This is a genomic window from Acinetobacter sp. B-6 (assembly GCF_056930735.1).
Map to the genome: position 1 here is coordinate 205,640 of NZ_JBXPBY010000001.1, position 17,805 is coordinate 223,444.

The 17,805-nt window shown below is 37.2% G+C and carries 16 protein-coding genes; 11 read left to right on the forward strand and 5 right to left on the reverse strand.

What is annotated here, in order from left to right:
- Positions 1–13 precede the first annotated feature (13 nt).
- Both AC1Z3T_RS00935 and AC1Z3T_RS00940 read right to left on the reverse strand, forming a co-directional pair.
- Positions 14–685 (reverse strand): DUF1028 domain-containing protein, encoded by a 672-nt coding sequence (locus tag AC1Z3T_RS00935; protein WP_100885605.1) that lies wholly within the window; start codon positions 683–685, stop codon positions 14–16.
- Between the two features lie 24 nt (positions 686–709).
- Complete coding sequence (locus tag AC1Z3T_RS00940; protein WP_004829077.1) at positions 710–1,123, reverse strand: RidA family protein; 414 nt, start codon at positions 1,121–1,123, stop codon at positions 710–712.
- 399 nt (positions 1,124–1,522) lie between these two features.
- On the opposite strand from AC1Z3T_RS00940, the gene AC1Z3T_RS00945 reads away from it, so the two are divergent.
- The 11 genes from AC1Z3T_RS00945 to AC1Z3T_RS00995 all read left to right on the forward strand — a co-directional run bounded on the left by AC1Z3T_RS00945 (position 1,523) and on the right by AC1Z3T_RS00995 (position 13,769).
- Positions 1,523–2,812 carry a flavin-containing monooxygenase gene (locus AC1Z3T_RS00945; RefSeq protein WP_035300345.1) on the forward strand — a complete coding sequence of 430 codons (1,290 nt, stop codon included), beginning with the start codon at positions 1,523–1,525 and terminating at the stop codon, positions 2,810–2,812.
- Between the two features lie 51 nt (positions 2,813–2,863).
- Positions 2,864–4,267 carry an APC family permease gene (locus AC1Z3T_RS00950; protein WP_100885604.1) on the forward strand — a complete coding sequence of 468 codons (1,404 nt, stop codon included), beginning with the start codon at positions 2,864–2,866 and terminating at the stop codon, positions 4,265–4,267.
- A 28-nt stretch (positions 4,268–4,295) separates the two neighbouring features.
- A complete protein-coding gene (locus tag AC1Z3T_RS00955; RefSeq protein ID WP_046761529.1) occupies positions 4,296–5,696 on the forward strand; it encodes an aminotransferase in 1,401 nt (466 codons plus the stop codon).
- A gap of 895 nt (positions 5,697–6,591) precedes the next feature.
- Positions 6,592–7,128 carry a Csu type fimbrial protein gene (locus AC1Z3T_RS00960; RefSeq protein ID WP_100885603.1) on the forward strand — a complete coding sequence of 179 codons (537 nt, stop codon included), beginning with the start codon at positions 6,592–6,594 and terminating at the stop codon, positions 7,126–7,128.
- A 62-nt stretch (positions 7,129–7,190) separates the two neighbouring features.
- Positions 7,191–7,745 (forward strand): spore coat protein U domain-containing protein, encoded by a 555-nt coding sequence (locus AC1Z3T_RS00965; protein WP_004829068.1) that lies wholly within the window; start codon positions 7,191–7,193, stop codon positions 7,743–7,745.
- Positions 7,746–7,754: 9 nt separating this feature from the next.
- Positions 7,755–8,261 (forward strand): Csu type fimbrial protein, encoded by a 507-nt coding sequence (locus AC1Z3T_RS00970; protein WP_026040330.1) that lies wholly within the window; start codon positions 7,755–7,757, stop codon positions 8,259–8,261.
- A gap of 4 nt (positions 8,262–8,265) precedes the next feature.
- Positions 8,266–9,081 carry a fimbrial biogenesis chaperone gene (locus AC1Z3T_RS00975; RefSeq protein WP_004829065.1) on the forward strand — a complete coding sequence of 272 codons (816 nt, stop codon included), beginning with the start codon at positions 8,266–8,268 and terminating at the stop codon, positions 9,079–9,081.
- A complete protein-coding gene (locus AC1Z3T_RS00980) occupies positions 9,081–11,591 on the forward strand; it encodes a fimbria/pilus outer membrane usher protein (RefSeq protein WP_004829062.1) in 2,511 nt (836 codons plus the stop codon). The genes AC1Z3T_RS00975 and AC1Z3T_RS00980 overlap by 1 nt, the downstream gene beginning before the upstream one ends.
- A complete protein-coding gene (locus AC1Z3T_RS00985) occupies positions 11,588–12,628 on the forward strand; it encodes a Csu type fimbrial protein (RefSeq protein WP_004829061.1) in 1,041 nt (346 codons plus the stop codon). The genes AC1Z3T_RS00980 and AC1Z3T_RS00985 overlap by 4 nt, the downstream gene beginning before the upstream one ends.
- 306 nt (positions 12,629–12,934) lie before the next feature.
- Positions 12,935–13,519, forward strand: coding sequence for a recombinase family protein (locus AC1Z3T_RS00990; protein WP_005032583.1), 585 nt, complete (start codon positions 12,935–12,937; stop codon positions 13,517–13,519).
- A gap of 1 nt (position 13,520) precedes the next feature.
- Positions 13,521–13,769, forward strand: a complete 249-nt coding sequence (locus AC1Z3T_RS00995; RefSeq protein WP_004829055.1) for a hypothetical protein — start codon at positions 13,521–13,523, stop codon at positions 13,767–13,769.
- 191 nt (positions 13,770–13,960) lie between these two features.
- Here AC1Z3T_RS00995 and AC1Z3T_RS01000 read toward each other — a convergent pair whose 3' ends face one another.
- The 3 genes from AC1Z3T_RS01000 to AC1Z3T_RS01010 all read right to left on the reverse strand — a co-directional run bounded on the left by AC1Z3T_RS01000 (position 13,961) and on the right by AC1Z3T_RS01010 (position 17,436).
- Entirely contained in the window at positions 13,961–14,794 is an 834-nt protein-coding gene (locus AC1Z3T_RS01000; RefSeq protein ID WP_100885601.1) for a phytanoyl-CoA dioxygenase family protein, read from the reverse strand.
- 54 nt (positions 14,795–14,848) lie between these two features.
- The gene (locus AC1Z3T_RS01005) at positions 14,849–15,481 is read right to left on the reverse strand and encodes a TetR/AcrR family transcriptional regulator (protein WP_004829051.1); all 633 of its coding nucleotides are present in this window, start codon (positions 15,479–15,481) and stop codon (positions 14,849–14,851) included.
- Between the two features lie 506 nt (positions 15,482–15,987).
- Entirely contained in the window at positions 15,988–17,436 is a 1,449-nt protein-coding gene (locus AC1Z3T_RS01010) for an amino acid permease (RefSeq protein WP_100885600.1), read from the reverse strand.
- Positions 17,437–17,805 lie beyond the last annotated feature (369 nt).

The following is a 17,805-nucleotide window of genomic DNA, read 5'->3' on the forward strand; positions in this document are numbered from 1 at the left end:
ACCCTAAAAAGGTTTATTCATTTCCTGGAACACCAAAGCTACGCGCGCGCATTGGATCTAATGCTCTTAATATATAATCATCAATTTGCGGTTGATAAATCTGCCATAGTTCGATGAGATCGGAAATGGGTCGCTCTGACCAGTCTACGCGTAAATCAATGATTGGCCATTCCAACTTGTCAACAACTAAAAGACCAGCAGAATGTATTGCTCCAGCTTCCCCACCAGCCTGTTCTCCAGCTTTTAGTGCTTTGAGCAAACGTTCTGCTAAAACACCCTTACTTTGTTCGAACTGTTTCAGCATAACATGGGGCACTTGATCATTTGCGAGTAAATTACCTGCACATACTGCATGCTTCCCAATATGTTGTGCATAAATCCCTAAGGTGTGTTCTCCACTAAATGCAACAGGCTCATTCACGGCATCTAATAAACTCAACTGTCGATATTCTATGAAATCTGTATTTCTAGTTAATTCCGTGATCGCGCGATGTGGTGATATATTGTATTTGGTCATTTCAAGTAAAATGTTGGCCAAACTTGGGTCAGTTATATTTTGACTTGCTGCAACCCCGACACCAGCTTTGGCACGAATACATCTTGCGGCAACAGCGGGAGAGGATGAACTGATCGCAGCACCAAATTGTCCTGTTTCACTACATCTTGCAATAATTGAAAATGTCATAGCGTTCTCGTGTCGTTGCTTATTTTAATCAGGAATCACAGCAGTCGCATCGACTTCTACAAGCCACTCAGGTCGAGCTAAAGCAGAAACAACGATTCCAGTTGAAACGGGATAGACACCTTTAAGCCATTTACCTACGACACGATAGACATCTTCACGATAACGTGGATCGACGATATATATGGTGATTTTACAAATGTCAGCCAACTCACCTCCTGCTTCTTTGAGCAGCATGTCGATGTTAAACATGGCTTGTTCAGTTTGACCTTTGACATCAGCAAGCGCGACACTTTCAGATGTATCTAGATTTTGCCCAATTTGCCCACGAAGGAATACAGTGCGACCACGTGCCACCACAGCTTGGCAAAGATCATTGTCCAAGTTTTGTTCTGGATAGGTTTTTTGAGTATTAAAAGTCCGAATACGGGTATGTTTCACAGCTGCGTCCTAAGTCAATGAAAGTATTCATCTAGTATGCTGACTTCGCTTAGAGTCACAATTTGTGTTTTCCTTTCTATTAATTTAGTTTTTCCGTAGCAATCTAAAGCGCAATAAAAATTCAAAAATATTTAAAATTTATTGAGTAATTTCATTGATTTGGTTCTTAGGTTCAGTTTTCTTGATTCATTTGTTTTGGATATCCTATTTTCTCTTTACTCATCGACTGCCTATATTTTTCTTAAACAATGTTTTTGTTCTTTTCGATATTTCACTTCTGCAAAGCGAAATATAAAGCAAAGCATATATACAACCCGTTACAGCTGGGAAATACAACATTGGAGTGGATTCAACAATGAATTGTTGAAAATAAATGACTCAGTTCGACAAGGATTAAAAATGAGTTTAGATCAATTAGAAATAGATACGGTGGTTATTGGTGCAGGTCAAGCTGGTGTGGCAATGAGTGAACATCTGACTGAATTAAACATTCCTCATGTGGTCTTAGAAAAAAATCGAATAGCGGAAGCTTGGCGTACACGCCGTTGGGATTCTTTAGTGGCCAATGGACCTTGTTGGCATGACCGCTTTCCCAATATGGCGTTTGATGCAGATCCAGATAGTTTTGTACACCATGATCAAGTTGCGGAATACTTTGAAAAATATGCCAAGCGATTTAATGCGCCTATTTACACACATGTAGAAGTCAAAAAAGTACAAACCAATCCGCAAGCGGCAGGATTTATTGTTGCAACATCTCAAGGTACCTTAAAAGCACATCGGGTTGTGGTGGCAACAGGGCCATTTCAAAAAGCCATGATTCCTGAGATAGCACCGAAAAGACAAGATTTGTACCAGATACATTCTGATCAATACAAGAACCCAGAGCAAATGCCAGATGGTGCTGTCTTGGTTGTAGGGGCAGGTTCTTCAGGTGTGCAAATTGCTGATGAATTAAATCGTGCTGGCAAAAAAGTCTATTTATCTGTGGGGCGTCATGAGCGACCACCTCGTGTTTATCGGCAACGTGATAATGTGTGGTGGCTAGGTGTATTGGGCGGATGGGACAGCAGCAAAACCGATACAGGACCTTTAAAAGGCTTGGCGGTCAGTGGGGCACATGGGGGGCAATCGATTGATTTTAGACGATTGGCAATTGAAGGCATCACGCTTGTAGGAATGACAAAACAATTTGATCAAGATAACGTAAGTTTTCACGATGATCTGCAAAAGAATTTACAAGAAAGTGATCAGGCATATTTTGAATTTCTAGATGCCGCAGACGCGTATGTTCGACGTACGGGTATCGATTTACCCGAAGAACCAGAAGCTCGCCATATCTTGAAAGATGCTCAATGTATTCAACAACCGATCTTAACGCTGGATTTAACTCAAGCCAGCATTGGCTCAATTATTTGGGCATCAGGTTTTGGCTATGACTATGATTGGTTAGATGTAAATGCCTTTGATGTGAATGGTAAACCCAATCATAAGTTAGGTGTATCCACTGAACCAGGGGTTTATTTTGTTGGCTTGCCTTATCTATATGGGCGCGGTTCAAGTTTTATTTGGGGGGTATGGCATGATGCCAAACGTATTGCAGGGCACATCGATATTCAACGTCAATATTTAGAATATCAAGATAAAACCCAAAGACATTTATTCATCCAACAAGAAAAAACTGCATGAAATAATATTTAAATTCAAATCTTTAATCTTCACTCTAGGAGGGAGGAGCAGATGACAGGACAAAATAATAAGCATGGACGCAGTTTTATTCATCATGCGAAAACAGTGAGTGAGAAAAAACTAACCTTGTTTAATTTAATCGCCATTGCCGTCGGCTTGGTACTTTCGCAAGGGGTGATGGTGATTATTTTGCAAGGCTTTGGTTTAAGTGGGATCAGTTTTTTTATCCCACTGATTATCGGTTTTTTTCTAGCGATCAGCTATGCAACTTCATTTGCAGAGTTAGCGCTTCTCGTTCCTAAGAGTGGCAGTATCAGTGATTATAGCCTAGTAGCAACTGGGCATTTGCCCGCGATGCTTTCAGTATTTTGCGGTTATATTTTGGTTGCGATGTTTGCTGTTTCAGCAGAATTGATTTTAATTGATGATGTCATTAGAAAGATATTTAAACTAGATGTACCTTATTTTGGCATTGGTTTCATTATTTTATTTATTTCAGTCGGTTTAAATCTGCTGAAAATTGATATTTTTTCAAAAGTTCAAAATATCGTGGCTTTTGTCATGGTTGTTTTACTACTTTTGCTGGGAATTTTTGCAATTACCGGTTGGTATTATCCACATACTCAAGTCGTGGATCACCACATAAAATTTGATAGCAATACTGTCGCACTTGTTGCTTTAGCATTTTGGGGATTTGTCGGGGTAGAGTTTGTGGTCCCGATGATCGAGGAATCAAAAAATGCCAGTAAAAATATTCCCCGAGCGATGTATATCGGGCTTAGCACGATATTTATCACGATTTCATTATATGGTTTGGGAGCGCTATTCTTTTTACCTCAAGATCATCTGGTCAATTCTTTGACTCCACATATTGAATATGCAACAGCGGTCTTTGGTCCGACAGGATTGTTGTTTATTGCTGTTGGTGCATTATTTGCAACCTTAAGTACTCTAAATGCGACCTTAGCTGCCTTACCACGGATGTTGCAGGGAATGGCGCTGAATAAACAAGTTTTGTCCATATTTGCTCAAGTCAATCAGAAAAATAATGTGCCATGGGTGGGTGTGCTTTTCGTTGCGGTCATCATCATGATTCCAATGTTGTTATCGCAGCGTGAAACCGAAGTCATTAAAGTTCTGTTAACAGCGGCATGTATCTCTTGGTTGATCGCTTACATCATTGCACATATCAATGTCATGGTTTTGCGTCAACGTTATCCCAAAATGTCTCGACCTTATAAAGCACCATTTTATCCATTCCTACAAATCATCGGCATTGTTGGGATGGTCTTAACGATTTTCTATGCCGTTCCTACGCCTGATTTGAGAGTCAAAATATTTACTTGGGTGGGGGTTGTCATTGGACTGACCACCATCATCAGCATTCTTTGGATCAAATTGGCAATGAAGCAACAACTCTTTCATCCTCAATCAATCGAAAGCTTGATGAAATGAAATTTGAATTTTAACAAGGAGTTATCACATGAAACAGTTATCAACAACACAAATTACTGAAATTTGGAAGAAAGACAAAGAACACCATATTCATCCTTGGACTGACTTTGCGACTTTTAAAGATGAAGGTGCAATGATTCTTGCACATAGCGAAGGATGTTATGTTTTTGATGCAGAGGGAAATAAATATCTAGATGGAATCGGTGGTCTATGGTGTGTCAATGTTGGCTATGGACGCAAAGAAATCGCTGATGCCATTTCAGAACAGGTGATGCAAATCCCTTATTATTCTGCATTTGGGCATCATACTTCGATTCCTGCTGCACAATTGTCGGCAAAAATAGCAGAATTGGCACCAGGAAATTTAAATCATGTGCTGTTTGGTTGCGGGGGTTCAGTTGCTAATGATACAGCAGTACGTGTGATTCACTTTTATTTTAATCAGTTGGGAAAACCGACCAAGAAAAAGTTAATTTCTCGAAAAGATGGTTATCACGGTAGTACCTATATCAGTATGTCACTCACAGGTGTTGAGTTTGATCATATTGGTTTTGATATTGACCGTGAATTGGTACACCATATTTCATGTCCAAATCCATACCGCAGAGCAGAAGGTCAGAGTCTTGACGAATTTTGCAATGAAAAGGTACAGGAGCTCGAAAATAAAATTTTGGAACTGGGTCCAGAAAATGTCGCTGCATTTTTTGCCGAACCGATTATGGGGGCTGGCGGAGTGATTGTGCCACCTGAGGGTTACCATAAAAAAACTTTAGAAATTTGCCGTAAATATGGAGTTTTATATGTATCAGATGAAGTGGTGACTGCATTTGGGCGTATTGGGTATTTCTTTGCTTCGGAATCTGAATTCGGGATTGTTCCAGATATTATTACCTGTGCCAAAGGTTTATCTTCTGGTTACTTACCTTTGGGGGCAACAATTATTTCTGATGAGATTTATGAGGTCATCAATCAACCTCAAGCAGATGGGGCACTATTTACCCATGGTTTTACCTATTCGGGGCATCCCGTTTCCTGTGCAGCTGCTTTAAAGAATATCGAAATTATTGAACGTGAAAATTTGCTTGAACATGTTCAAGATGTCGGACAATACTTTGAAGATCAATTAAAAACGCTGGTTGATTTAGACATCGTTGGAGAGGTACGCGGTAAGAAATTTATGATGTGTATTGAAAATTTAGCCGATAAAAAAACCAAAACGCTTTTCCCGAGTTCTGTCAATGTCGGTGCTCGAATCGCTGAATACTGTCAGAAAGAGGGTTTAATTATTCGTCCTGTCGGACATATGAACATCATGTCTCCACCATTAATCCTCAATAAACAACATGTAGACTTCATGGTTAGAACTTTACGCAAAGCAATTTTAAGTACAACAGCTGATTTGAGATTTGAAGGTCATTTAGCTGCTTAATCTGAAAAAAATAAGTTAACTTTAAAGAAATCAAGATTTAAATCAAATACATTTAAATCTTGATTTTTTATAACAAATTATATGATTCATCGAATTAAGTTAAACTCATGCTAATTCAACTGAATTTTATTCCAGCAAAAATTTTATATAGAATTCAAAATGTAAATTAATTTTGCTTTTCCTTTTGCCTATTTTATTTGAAATTGCTATCGCGTTTGGTGGTATAGATACTGCCCTTACTCAAGAGTGATAAGTATCTACCTTCGACCAACAAAGGGCTTTTGCTACTTTTCTCCCAAGAAAAGTAGAGCACCGTCTACACAAATTAAGCGAAATTTTGGACAAAATAGCAGGCATTGAAAACACTTTATTTATATGATGCGAGTTTTCAAGAATAGTGATGATGAGTTTAATTTGTGTGATGTTTGATATGGCTTGATTAAAATATTTTCCAGCATTGAAAATCACTTCTTTAGACTATTTTCGCAAAAATCTAATACCTAGCATGTTGCTCATTCTTTGATCATTGAAGTCGCTGAATCAATACAACTCTTGATCATCATTCGATGAAGTCTTATTTTTAAGCTAACTATAAAAAAAGAATATAGGGAGCTGTATTTTTTGTTATATTTAATTTATTGATATTAGATAATAATTTTTAATTTTTTTACTAAAATTCTGATTGAAATATGTTTTATTCATATGTTTTAAACTATTGTGTAATTTAGTACATATGATTTTTTAAATTTTTGTATAAAAATCAATAGTTTGTTTTGCATTTTTTTTCTATTCTTTTGGGTGTTTATTGAGTGGTATTGAGTCGCATGTAATGATTTGTTCGCATTCACATTTAATGTGTCGCAGTTAACAAATAATACATATCATGGGATTTAGTATGAATATTCTTAAAAAATTAACACTTTCTTTACTGTTGGGCACAGGGTATATCGCAACTGCACAGGCTGCTGTAACTGGTCAGGTAGATGTAAAACTCAATGTTTCAACAGGTTGTGCTGTAGAAGGCTCTTCAGTGGCAGGTAATATTAACCAGTTTGGTACATTGGATTTTGGAAAAACATCGGGCAATTGGGACAACATCCTGACTGCGCAAGTTGCAGCTTCAGCGACAGGGAGTCATCTCAATGTAAAATGCGACAGTACGACACCTGTTAACTTTACTGTAGCAATCGATGGTGGGCAACGTGCTGACCGTAGTCTTAAGAACACAGCAAGCGCGGACACAGTAAGCTATAACGTATACCGTGATGCTGCACGTACAACAGCCTATGCAATCAATACACCACAAAATTTTACCGCTGCTTCTGGCGCAGCTGAACAGGTGCCAATTTTTGGTGCAATTGCTGCGAATAGCGGTACTGCAAAAGCACAAGGTGACTATGAAGATACTTTATTAGTGACTGTTAATTTCTAATCTGTATACGTAACAATGAGCAGATTTGTTATGCGTAGCAAATCTGCCTATAGGAGGAGCGTATGCATTTATTTTTTAAACAATGCGTGGGATTTCTAACTTGTGGTTTTATTGCAACATTTGTACATGCAGGGCAATTGGGCGCTAAGCTCAAATTGCAGATAGAGCTTGAATCTTCCTGTCAGGTCAATAACCAAACTGTGAGTAGTGGGGCAAGTGGGTTAAATCTAGGTCAATTGGATTTTGGCGAAACAATGGCTTCATTTAATCATGTTATTGAGACTGGCTTAACCAATGCTTCTGGTTCAGGTCTAACGATTCAATGTTTGAATAATTCGCCAATCAAAATCACTTTCGGAAATGGTCAAAATGATGGGCAAGTGCCATTGTCTTTTCGTACAAATTACTTCCGCGCAATGAGTAATGGCACCGATTATCTTGCTTACAATATTTTATATGGAAGTAATAGAGATGTGCTTAGACCAAATCAATTCATTACTTTGAATAACAATGGTCAACCACAGACACTTGATTTAATTGGGCAGACTGTCAATAACGGGCAGCCAGTTTCTCTGGGTCATTATACCGATACGATTCCAATTACTATTGAATTTTAAAGAAAAATCATGAAAAAAATAGCTTTGAGTATTCTACTAATGTTGAATGCAGCGGGTGCTTACTCACAAACTACAGCCACATTTCAGGTTCAAGCGACCATAGATAAAGGGTGTGAGTTGAGCAAAGTTGAACAGTTAATTGATTTTGGTCGTCATCCTGTGGTGTCGCAGGACAAACTTTTGTGGGGTGGGTCGAATACTGCACAAAGTTGGAATATTCGTTGTACTGAGCAATTGCCTGTAAAGATCATGTTGAATAGCGGAGATTACTTTTCAAATTCCTCCCGACGGATGAAACATGCTCAAGAAAATGAGTTTATATCTTATCAACTATATCGAGATATTAATTTGCTGAGTGAGTATGTAAGTGGAAATGCCTACACACTTACCCCAACCACTGTTTCAGATCCGTTATTGAATTTTTCTGTGTATGCTTTTACAGATTTAGATAACAACAATCAACCACGATCGGCTGGACTTTATAAAGATATGGTCGCAATAACGATTACCTGGTGATGATATGAACGTATATAAAATGAAATTATGGTCAGGCAGAACATTATCTGCTGTATTTGTGTCGATAATGGCTTCATCAGTATTTGCCCAAGCGACTTTTTTGATTTGGCCCATTTATCCAAAAATTGAAGCAAACGAAAAAGCATCAGCAGTATGGTTAGAAAATACTGGAAAATCTGATGCGATGGTACAGGTTCGAGTTTTTAAATGGGATCAAACAAATCAACAAGATTCCTACCAAGAGCAAACTGAAATCATTCCCAGCCCGCCTGTTGCTAAAATAAAGGCGGGTGAGAAACATATGTTGCGATTGACGAGAGCGATCAACACAGGTGCTGGAAAAGAAGATGCTTATCGAATCGTTGTTGATGAATTGCCCATTAACTTAGATTCAAATTCAGATCAGAATACATCCACTGTAAGTTTTCAGATGCGTTATTCAATTCCGCTTTTTGCTTATGGAAATGGATTGGGGAGTGGTTTGAGTGAAAGCTCACAAAAAATAAATGCCAAAAATACATTGGCAAAGCCGATATTGAGCTGGTGGATTAAAAACAACCCACAAGGTGTACCAGAGCTTTATATTCAAAATAAAGGAATGAAATTCTCTCGGCTTTCGGGTATTCAGTTGAGTCCCAATTCAGAGCAAATCGTACTCGGGAAAGCAGCCTTTGGATATATCCTGGCAAACAGTACGATGAAATTTGAGTTGGATCAGTCAGTATTTACGCGTTTGAATCAGCAGAATACTTTGTATGGTGTAGATACTTCAGGTACTAAACAAGCTCTCATTGAAATGAAAAAAGAAGGAGGGCAGTAATGCGCTATATCTCCGACTCAAATCCACCTTCTTTTTTATGCAGAAGTCTCGCACTTATTTTGATGTCTAATCTTCCTGCATTTACAACGCATGTATATGCAAATAGTTTACCGCCAGCACCGAAAGATGTTTCTGAAGTAAATGGGTTATTTAAACTTTATTTAGACTTAATCGTCAATCAGCATGCAACTCAACAGGTCGTTCCTGTGATTGTTAAGGGCGATTATTATTTTATTCAACACTCTAAATTAGATGAATTGGAAATCAAAATCCCACTTCAAAATATAGACAGCCAGCCTGAAACAATACTGACTGATTTAGAGATTTTTACATTAGGGTTTTCAGGGAAGGCATCAGACTGGGTTGCTTTAAACCAAATCCCTGAACTGAAATATGATTACAATTCAGCAAAACAGTATTTTAGTGTGGATATACCTGCCAGTTGGATGCCTGTGCAAATGCGAGGACAGGATTCTTGGTTTAAGGCACAAACAGCAGAGTCTGGAACAGGTTTACTGAATAACTACGATTTTTATAGTTATCGTCCTGAGAAGGGGGGAAATAGTACATCACTATTTACTGAACAGCGTTTTTTCTCTCCTTATGGTGTACTGAAAAATACAGGTATTTATCAGAAAACAGATTTAAAATCTATTGTAAATGACTCGAAACTCAACAATGATGGCTATCGACGTTATGATACGACTTGGCAATATGATGATCCAACCACGGTATTGTCCTATTTAGCAGGCGATGTCACGACTGGCAATAAAAACGCTTGGGGGAGTTCTGTTCGCTTAGGCGGTTTACAAATTCAGCGTAATTTTGGTACACGACCAGATTTGATTACTTATCCTTTACCGCAGTTTAAAGGAGAAGCAGCATTACCGAGTACAGTTGATTTATTGATTAATGGGCAAAAAACCAGCTCTACTGAAATACAATCAGGTCCTTTTATTTTAAATAATATGCCTTTTATCAATGGTAAAGGCGAAGCTGTGATTGTGACGACTGACAGTGTAGGGCGTCAGGTGTCTACTGCAGTTCCATTTTATGTTTCAAATACCTTACTTAAACCTGGTCTATTGGACTATTCATTATCTATGGGGCAGGTAAGAGAAGATTATGGAATTAAGAACTTTGAATATGGCAAATTTGCAGGTTCAGCCGATGCACGTTACGGTGTAAATGACTGGTTAACCACTGAGGGACGTGTAGAACTTTCAAATGCTATTCGATTGGCTGGCGTTGGTTCAGTCATGAAACTTAAGCATTTTGGGGTGTTGAGCAGCTCTGTTTCTCAGAGTTGGGCTGACCGTGAATTAAACCATTTTGAAAATAAAAATCTCAATGGAAATCAATATACATTGGGTTATAGCTACAATCAGAAACGTTTTGGTTTTGGTTTAAATCATTCACAGCGTGACAAAGAATATACTGATCTTTCTAAGCTTCAATACAGCAATTTGATTTCTGCAAATAGTACCAAAAATTGGGTAGCGAATACCTATTTTGCAACTGAAAATTCAGGTAGTTTTGGTGTTGCTTATATTCGCTCCAAAACCAATGATATTGAAAACAAGTTGATGAATCTGTCATGGGCACCTATTTTGCCACCTTATATGCGTGGTGCGACCGTTTCGTTGAGTGCCAATCGCGATTTTGTTGAAAAAGATTGGAGTGTTGCATTTCAACTGTCTGTTCCTTTAGCAAAACGCAATACCTCAACAAATTTAGGTTATAGCAGACAGTCAAAGGGAGACTATGGTTATGTTAATTTTAACCAGAATATTCCAACGGGTGGCGGCTTTGGGTTTGATGTAAGTCGACGTTATAATGAGAATAGCGATGACTTTAATCAGGCACGTGTAAGTTATCGTAACCGATATGTGAATACTGATGTAGGTATGTCAGGGGATAAAAATTATAACTACTGGTTAGGTCTGTCAGGTTCAGTCATTTTAATGTCTGGAGATATATTTGCTTCAAATCGACTTGGACAGTCTTTTGCATTGATCGATACCAATAAGACCGCCGATGTCCCTGTACATTATGAAAATAATCTGATTGGAAAAAGTAATTCTAAAGGCTACATTTTTGTACCATCGGTCACGCCTTATTACGCTGCCAAATATAGTATTAATCCAATTAATTTAGCCTCAAACTTTAATGCCACTCAAGTAGAAAAACGAATTGCTGCAAAACTGGGTTCTGGTGTTGTGGTCAAATTCCCAATCAAGCAATCCTATGCCGCGAACGTTTATCTCGTTCAGGAAAACGGACAACCGATTGCTGTCGGTGCTGTGGTTCATCGTGCTGATCATGATTCTAGCTATGTAGGCATGGACGGAATTGCATATCTTGAAAATTTAAAGGCTGAAAATAGCATCAGTATTCAGTTATCAGATAAAAAGCTATGCAAAGCAGACTTTTTATTGGATCTCAAACAAGCGCAACAGCAAATTGCTGTTGTTAAGCCTGTTGTTTGCCGTGAGGTTGTACAACCATGATTTTTAATATAAAAACCTTGAATTTAAAAACCTTGATACCGACGGGTATTGTGCTGACAGGTTTAATGCTTATTTCTAGTCAAAGCCAAGCGATTTGTTCAGTTAATTCCAGTGGAAATACCAGTATGGGGACCATCTCATCGATCAGTTTGTTGGAAAATGGAACACAATCCAATCAATTTAGTGCAGGCTTATCATGTGTAGGTTTTAGCTTAGCAGCAGCGAATAGAACTTATTTAAAATATATGGTGAGTGAAATGCCGACCAATTTTATTAATGACCAAACGGGTGAAAATTTAATAGTTAATTATTTGGATATTAATAACAATCCGATTGTGATTGGTGCAGAACGAGATCTGAGTACTTTTTCATTGCTCAATATTTTTTCTACAGTGGATGGTGCTTTACCATTTTATGCGAAAATATCTTCTGGACAATCTATACCTCCTGGAACATATAGAGCCAATACGCCTTTCAAAGTAAAATGGTATTATTCCGTACCTTTCGTTGCTGTGGCTGGGATAGGTTTCTTTGAAGAAAGCCCTGGTTTTTATCGTGGTGTATTGGGTGTTGGAATGAATTGGGGATCGGGGCGTGATGCGACATTGAATTTGAGTATTAAAGTTTTGCCTGATTGCCGAATTTCAACCAATGATATTCACTTTGGAACTGCTGCTTTTGCCAATGAGTTTGAACCTGTACAGACTTCTATGGGGATTCGTTGCTCAGCAAAAACACCCTATATGGTAAGTTTGGATGATGGTTTATATCTACAAAATGGATTTCAGCGTGCAATGAAGTCAAATAGCGGAAATAATTATTTACTTTATGAAATTTATAAAAACTCAACGACTGAGCGATGGGGGAATTGGGGAAGTGAACGATGGTCAAGTGCCAATGCAACAACCAATGCTGGTAATTATGATGCATTAACGCAGCAAGGTTATTCATTTACTGCAAAAGTTCTTGATTTCAATCCAGATAACTTACCTGCAGGTAAGTATAGCGATAAATTAACTGTTAAGGTCGAATTTTAAGATGAAAACCCCAAGATTAATTTATGAATAGATAAGTCATATTATCTGTATGATTATACTTAGAGCAGATTTAAATTCTTATTTAAAGCGCTGCTCTAAGTATGATTGGTAATTAAATTATATAATAGTTAATAAATAAAATAAATTTTTAAACAATATATCTATCAGTTTTATAATGAACCCTTATTTTTAGTTAAGATTGTCTTGCTGATAAATAAATGTTCCATATGTGTTTTTAAATATTAGATGGTTCTAAATATTTCTTGAATTTTGGATGTAGGTATTGTTGTTTAAAGAGGAACTATTGTGCGTGCTTATGCATATTTTAGAACTGAAGAGGTCTCAAAGGAGGATTTTAATTATGTTGATTATCTTAAAAAGTATGGTTATGAAATTCCAAAAAATAGATTTATTTTTGAGCAGGTGAAGATCGGGATACCATTAAAATTTAGACAAAAGTTAATTATATTAATTAATTATACACTTGAAAGTGGAGATCTTTTAATCATTGATGGAATAGATTCATTAGGAAGTGATTTTAAAGAAATATATTCAAATGTCAGTACTATTTTTAAAAAGGGGATACGTTTAGTGTGTTTAGAGTTTTCAAAAAAAGAAATAAAAGGAGATGTTAAAAAAATATTCTTCCATTTTTTAAAAATGTGTTCTGATTTTGATCGAAAAGTTAAACTCGAAAAAATGGGCGGGCGTAAAAAGATAAATAAAATAGGTCGACCCGAGATATTAACTAAAAAGAAGAAAAAAGAAATTATAGAAAAATTTAAAAATGGGCAAAGTGTATATGCTTTAGCTCGACAATACTCTGTAGCTAGATCGGTCATTCAACGACTACTTTCTCAGGCAACTGCAAATATTAATTATGAGGATTAAAATGAAAAAGAAAACCAAAATAAATCGTTTAGTAAGAGCTAGGCATAAAGACAATATAGAAAAAACGATGGCTGTTCAATTAAGATATCATTTTAATAAAAATCCTTGGGTAAGTGATAAAATTCATCAAATTGAGATTTACTCTGTAGATGGTCTGATTAAGTATAAGGTTTTAAATGTTGCTTATGAGGGAAGGCGTATTACTTTTTTATATGGTTCTCTCACATATGCTGTTGATTTGAGAAATTAATTTTTATATTTAACTTCTTTGATCAAAACATTTGTGTGTTGAGTGATATAAATATCGAAGGTAACTTCTCTCGATGAGAGATGTTTAGGATAAAAGGAAAATTCATAATAAAAGCTACTATAAAAGTAAACCCATGAAGCCCTATAACCAAATGATGACATTCATTTGGTTATTTTAAAACTTAAAACCCATTATTTCAATGTTCTAAGTGGGTGCATACCATCGACCATGCCCATAAAGGGTGGATAGATGGAGTATCCTACCAGTGCCTGAAGGGGAGGTGAAAGCGACTTTACAGTCTCTTTTGATAGCTCAAGCAAATAATTTTCTTGCTGTCGTAAATAAGCCTCACAGTACTGATGTGTCACCGCTAAGCGAGGTGCTTTGGTCTGATTTTCTCCTCCACCATGCCATGTTGTACCCAGAAAAAACAATACAGAGCCTGCTGGCATTACAGCAGATATTGCTGCTGATCTTTGAGCAATTTGATCGTCACCCCAACAATGACTTTTCGGCACAACCACTGTCGCTCCATTGTGTTCAGTAAAGTCATCAATTGCCCAAATTGTTGCTGCACCGAGTGCTTTTCTAGGGCGAGGTAGGCGATAGAATGCATCATCATAATGTAAATGTTGTGCTGACTCTTCTGGAAGAATATTGATCATTTGGCTTTGTGAAAGTAGAAAGCCTGGTTCAAACAAACGATCCATTAAACCTAGAATTTGTGGGTGTACTGCAAGTTGATCAGTGACGCGCGTTTTAGCGAGGACATTATATACACGTTGTGTTTGCAGTCCCTCGAATGAATTTCGTCCTTTTCGCTCAAGCAAGGCATATGCTTCTTGTTTAATTGCTTGGCAGCTTTCTTGAGAAATTAAATTTTTGATAATGACATAGCCATCGCGCATCAATTTTTCGAAATCTTGATCAATTTCAGCTGTATTTCGCTCCGAACCTGTCTGTAACTGACGATATGTTTGTGCTTGATCACGCTGTTGATATTCATGAATATTGAATTGCTTCATCCTTCAAAACTCCCTTTTTGATGTTCCTTAAAACAAAATATTGATGCTCAGTATTTAGTTCAGTTTTTTATTCATAACGACTTTGGATGTATGGGGTGTTGGGATAGGTTCAAGTTGTAAAGTATTGCTGATCAGTAACCAAAGCTGTTCCAACAATGTTGTATTCGATGGCTTTTGCTCTGTAAGCAAAGCTTGATCTATGGCAAGGCGTAAGCCACCCATTAACATGGCTACTGTGATTTCAGGATCAAGTGTAAGAGGAATTAGTCCTAACTTTTGCCCTTGAGCAATATTGCGAACACCTTGTTCGATTAAAGCTTGGATATGTGCACGTTCGATATCGAGTACTTCAGGTTCACGAGCAAGACGACCTGCAATCAAGGGCGCTAGAGGATGACTATAAAAATAATCAATGATTGCTTTGGTACGTGCCTTTTCTCTTTCACGCCACTCGAGGTCTATTGAAATCCCGTTACCTAAAGCAATTTCTCTGAGTGGTTCATAAAATTGGTCAACAACTGCAGCGATTAAACCTGTTTTGGAACCAAAGTGGTGATAGGTGAGTCCTACAGAGCTATTTGCTCGTTTAGCAATCGCACTAATTTCCATATGACCATTGTTTGCGATTAACTCTTGTTCTGCCGCAGCAATGAGACGAAGGTAAGTGTCCATCTTTTTATCAGTCATTTTTTGTTCTTTAAAAATTGAATTGAATTCAATTTAGTTTGATTTTAGAAATAGATCAAGCCAATAGCAGTTATTTCTTAATTACATTTTTGTAATACACTAAAGCTTAATAGGTCTAGAAAAATGATCAGTCCTGTTGAATAGCGATGAGTCAATGATTAAATAGATCGGTTTCTTTATAATTTCTGGAAAGAAAGGAGAATAAGTACCCAAGCTATACATAGAGAATGTCTAGGCTTGTATGACGAACAAATGTTTGTTGTGTATTTATTTTGATGAAATGATGATTAGTCTTACGATCTGAATAACACACTATATATGAGGCGTATTTGAGTTACTGCGATGTAATTTAATTCGACTTAGGGGCTATTGACACTTCGCTGTCGCAAGCATCTGTGAAGTGTCAACAGACTTTATCTATTTTCAAAATGCATAAGCCATATCTAAAGCGGTTTTAGCAATAAAATGGTGATAGGGCTTGTGAGTTTTTGTGCTAAATTGGCTCATCAAGAATGATCAGTTAAGTTGATTTTGTCTTGCTTCGTTTTGTTGAGAGAATCTTTACCCCAATTAAACTTTTGAGCACAGATGCCAAGAGCAACAATAAATACCGCAAGAAGGGTTGTATAGGAAACCTCTTTAAAATAAGTTCCTTCAATTACCATCGTAATTAAAGCAACAACAATAAAAATGATCACCACATAGGTTAGCCAAGGAAACAACCACATTTTGAATGGAATTTCTTTTCCTTCAGCTTCAAGTTTTTTACGCAGTTTTAACTGTGAAATCGCGATAACGAGGTAGACATATAATGAAACGGTACCTGTTGCTAGCATAAGAACGTCATAAATATTCATACTTTCTGTTGCAGTTAGATATGCAGCAATAATTGAAAATATACTTGAAAAGATGACCCCAATCCAAGGACTATTATTGCGATTCGTTAATGCGAAACTTTTGGGCGCATCACCACGTTTTGAAAGGGAATACATCATCCGTGAACAGGTGTATAACGCAGAGTTAAAGCAACTACATACAGAGGTTAAAACGACAAAATTGACAATATGTCTAGCTTCTGGGATACCAAGCGCAGTTAAAGTTACACTGTATGTTCCCCAAGTCGGGTCTTTGAGTAAAGGGTTATTGTAAGGAATTAAACAAACAGTAATGAACATTGAACCAACGTAGAATAATATGATTCGCCATACAATTGAGTTTGATGCTTTTCGAATTTCTTTCGCAGGGTTATTTGTCTCGGCAGCTGCAACAGTGACAATTTCTGCACCCATGTAAGCAAACATAACACCAAGTAATGCCGTGATCACGGCTGAAAATCCATTTGGCATAAATTCATTAGAAGTCAAGTGAGTAACACCACCTAGCATAGAGGCATCACCCCAAGGCCAAAGGTGTAAAACCGCTAAACTTCCGATCACCAAGAAGAGGACAATCGCAACTACTTTAATCATGGCAAACCAAAATTCAAACTCACCATAGTTTTTGACATTGCGTAAATTTACCCATACTAGGCTTATTGTCACCAGTAACATATAGCCCCAAATCGGAATAAACGGAAACCAACTATTAAGGATCTTTCCCGCAACAAATGCTTCCCAACCCATTAATAAAGTCCAAAATGACCAATATAACCACCCGATAGAAAATCCTGCCCAACGACCAATTCCTCGGTCTGCATAGGTTGAAAATGAGCCACTGTCTGGGTTGAGTACAGCCATTTCACCTAACATTCGCATAATCAAAAGAACGAGAATCCCTCCTAAAGAGTAGGCTATAAGCGCAGCGGGTCCTGTGGAGTAAATCACACTTCCTGAGCCTATAAATAAAGCGGCGCCTATTACTCCAGCAATTGAAATCATTGTAAGATGACGTGGTTTAAGTCCACTTTTTAGACCTTCAGGTGAATCATCTGTTGAGTTAGGTTGATTTGTTATCATATTATTTTCCTTAATATTCTTTTATATGGCTGTAGTGGTTATCTCTATCCTTTAACCATTTGTCCATTGAAGCGATGACTGATTTCTTAAGTATCGACTTGAAATTTAGTCAGCTTAAAAAATGTGATGACACGACTGCTTGCTTGAGTGATCACACTGTTGCCATCGGGCTGTCCTAAGCTATAGTGTTGGTAATCTCTCTCTTTTGTTATAAAGTGACTAGAGCCATTTTTTATTTATTTAAAGGAGCCAATTTATTTAAATAATGAAAAGTGTATGAAAAAACTAATTAGGAAGCGTATGAATAGAAAATTTATAAAGAGATTTTTAAAGCTGAATTATGATTAAAATACTGAGTTACGATTATTT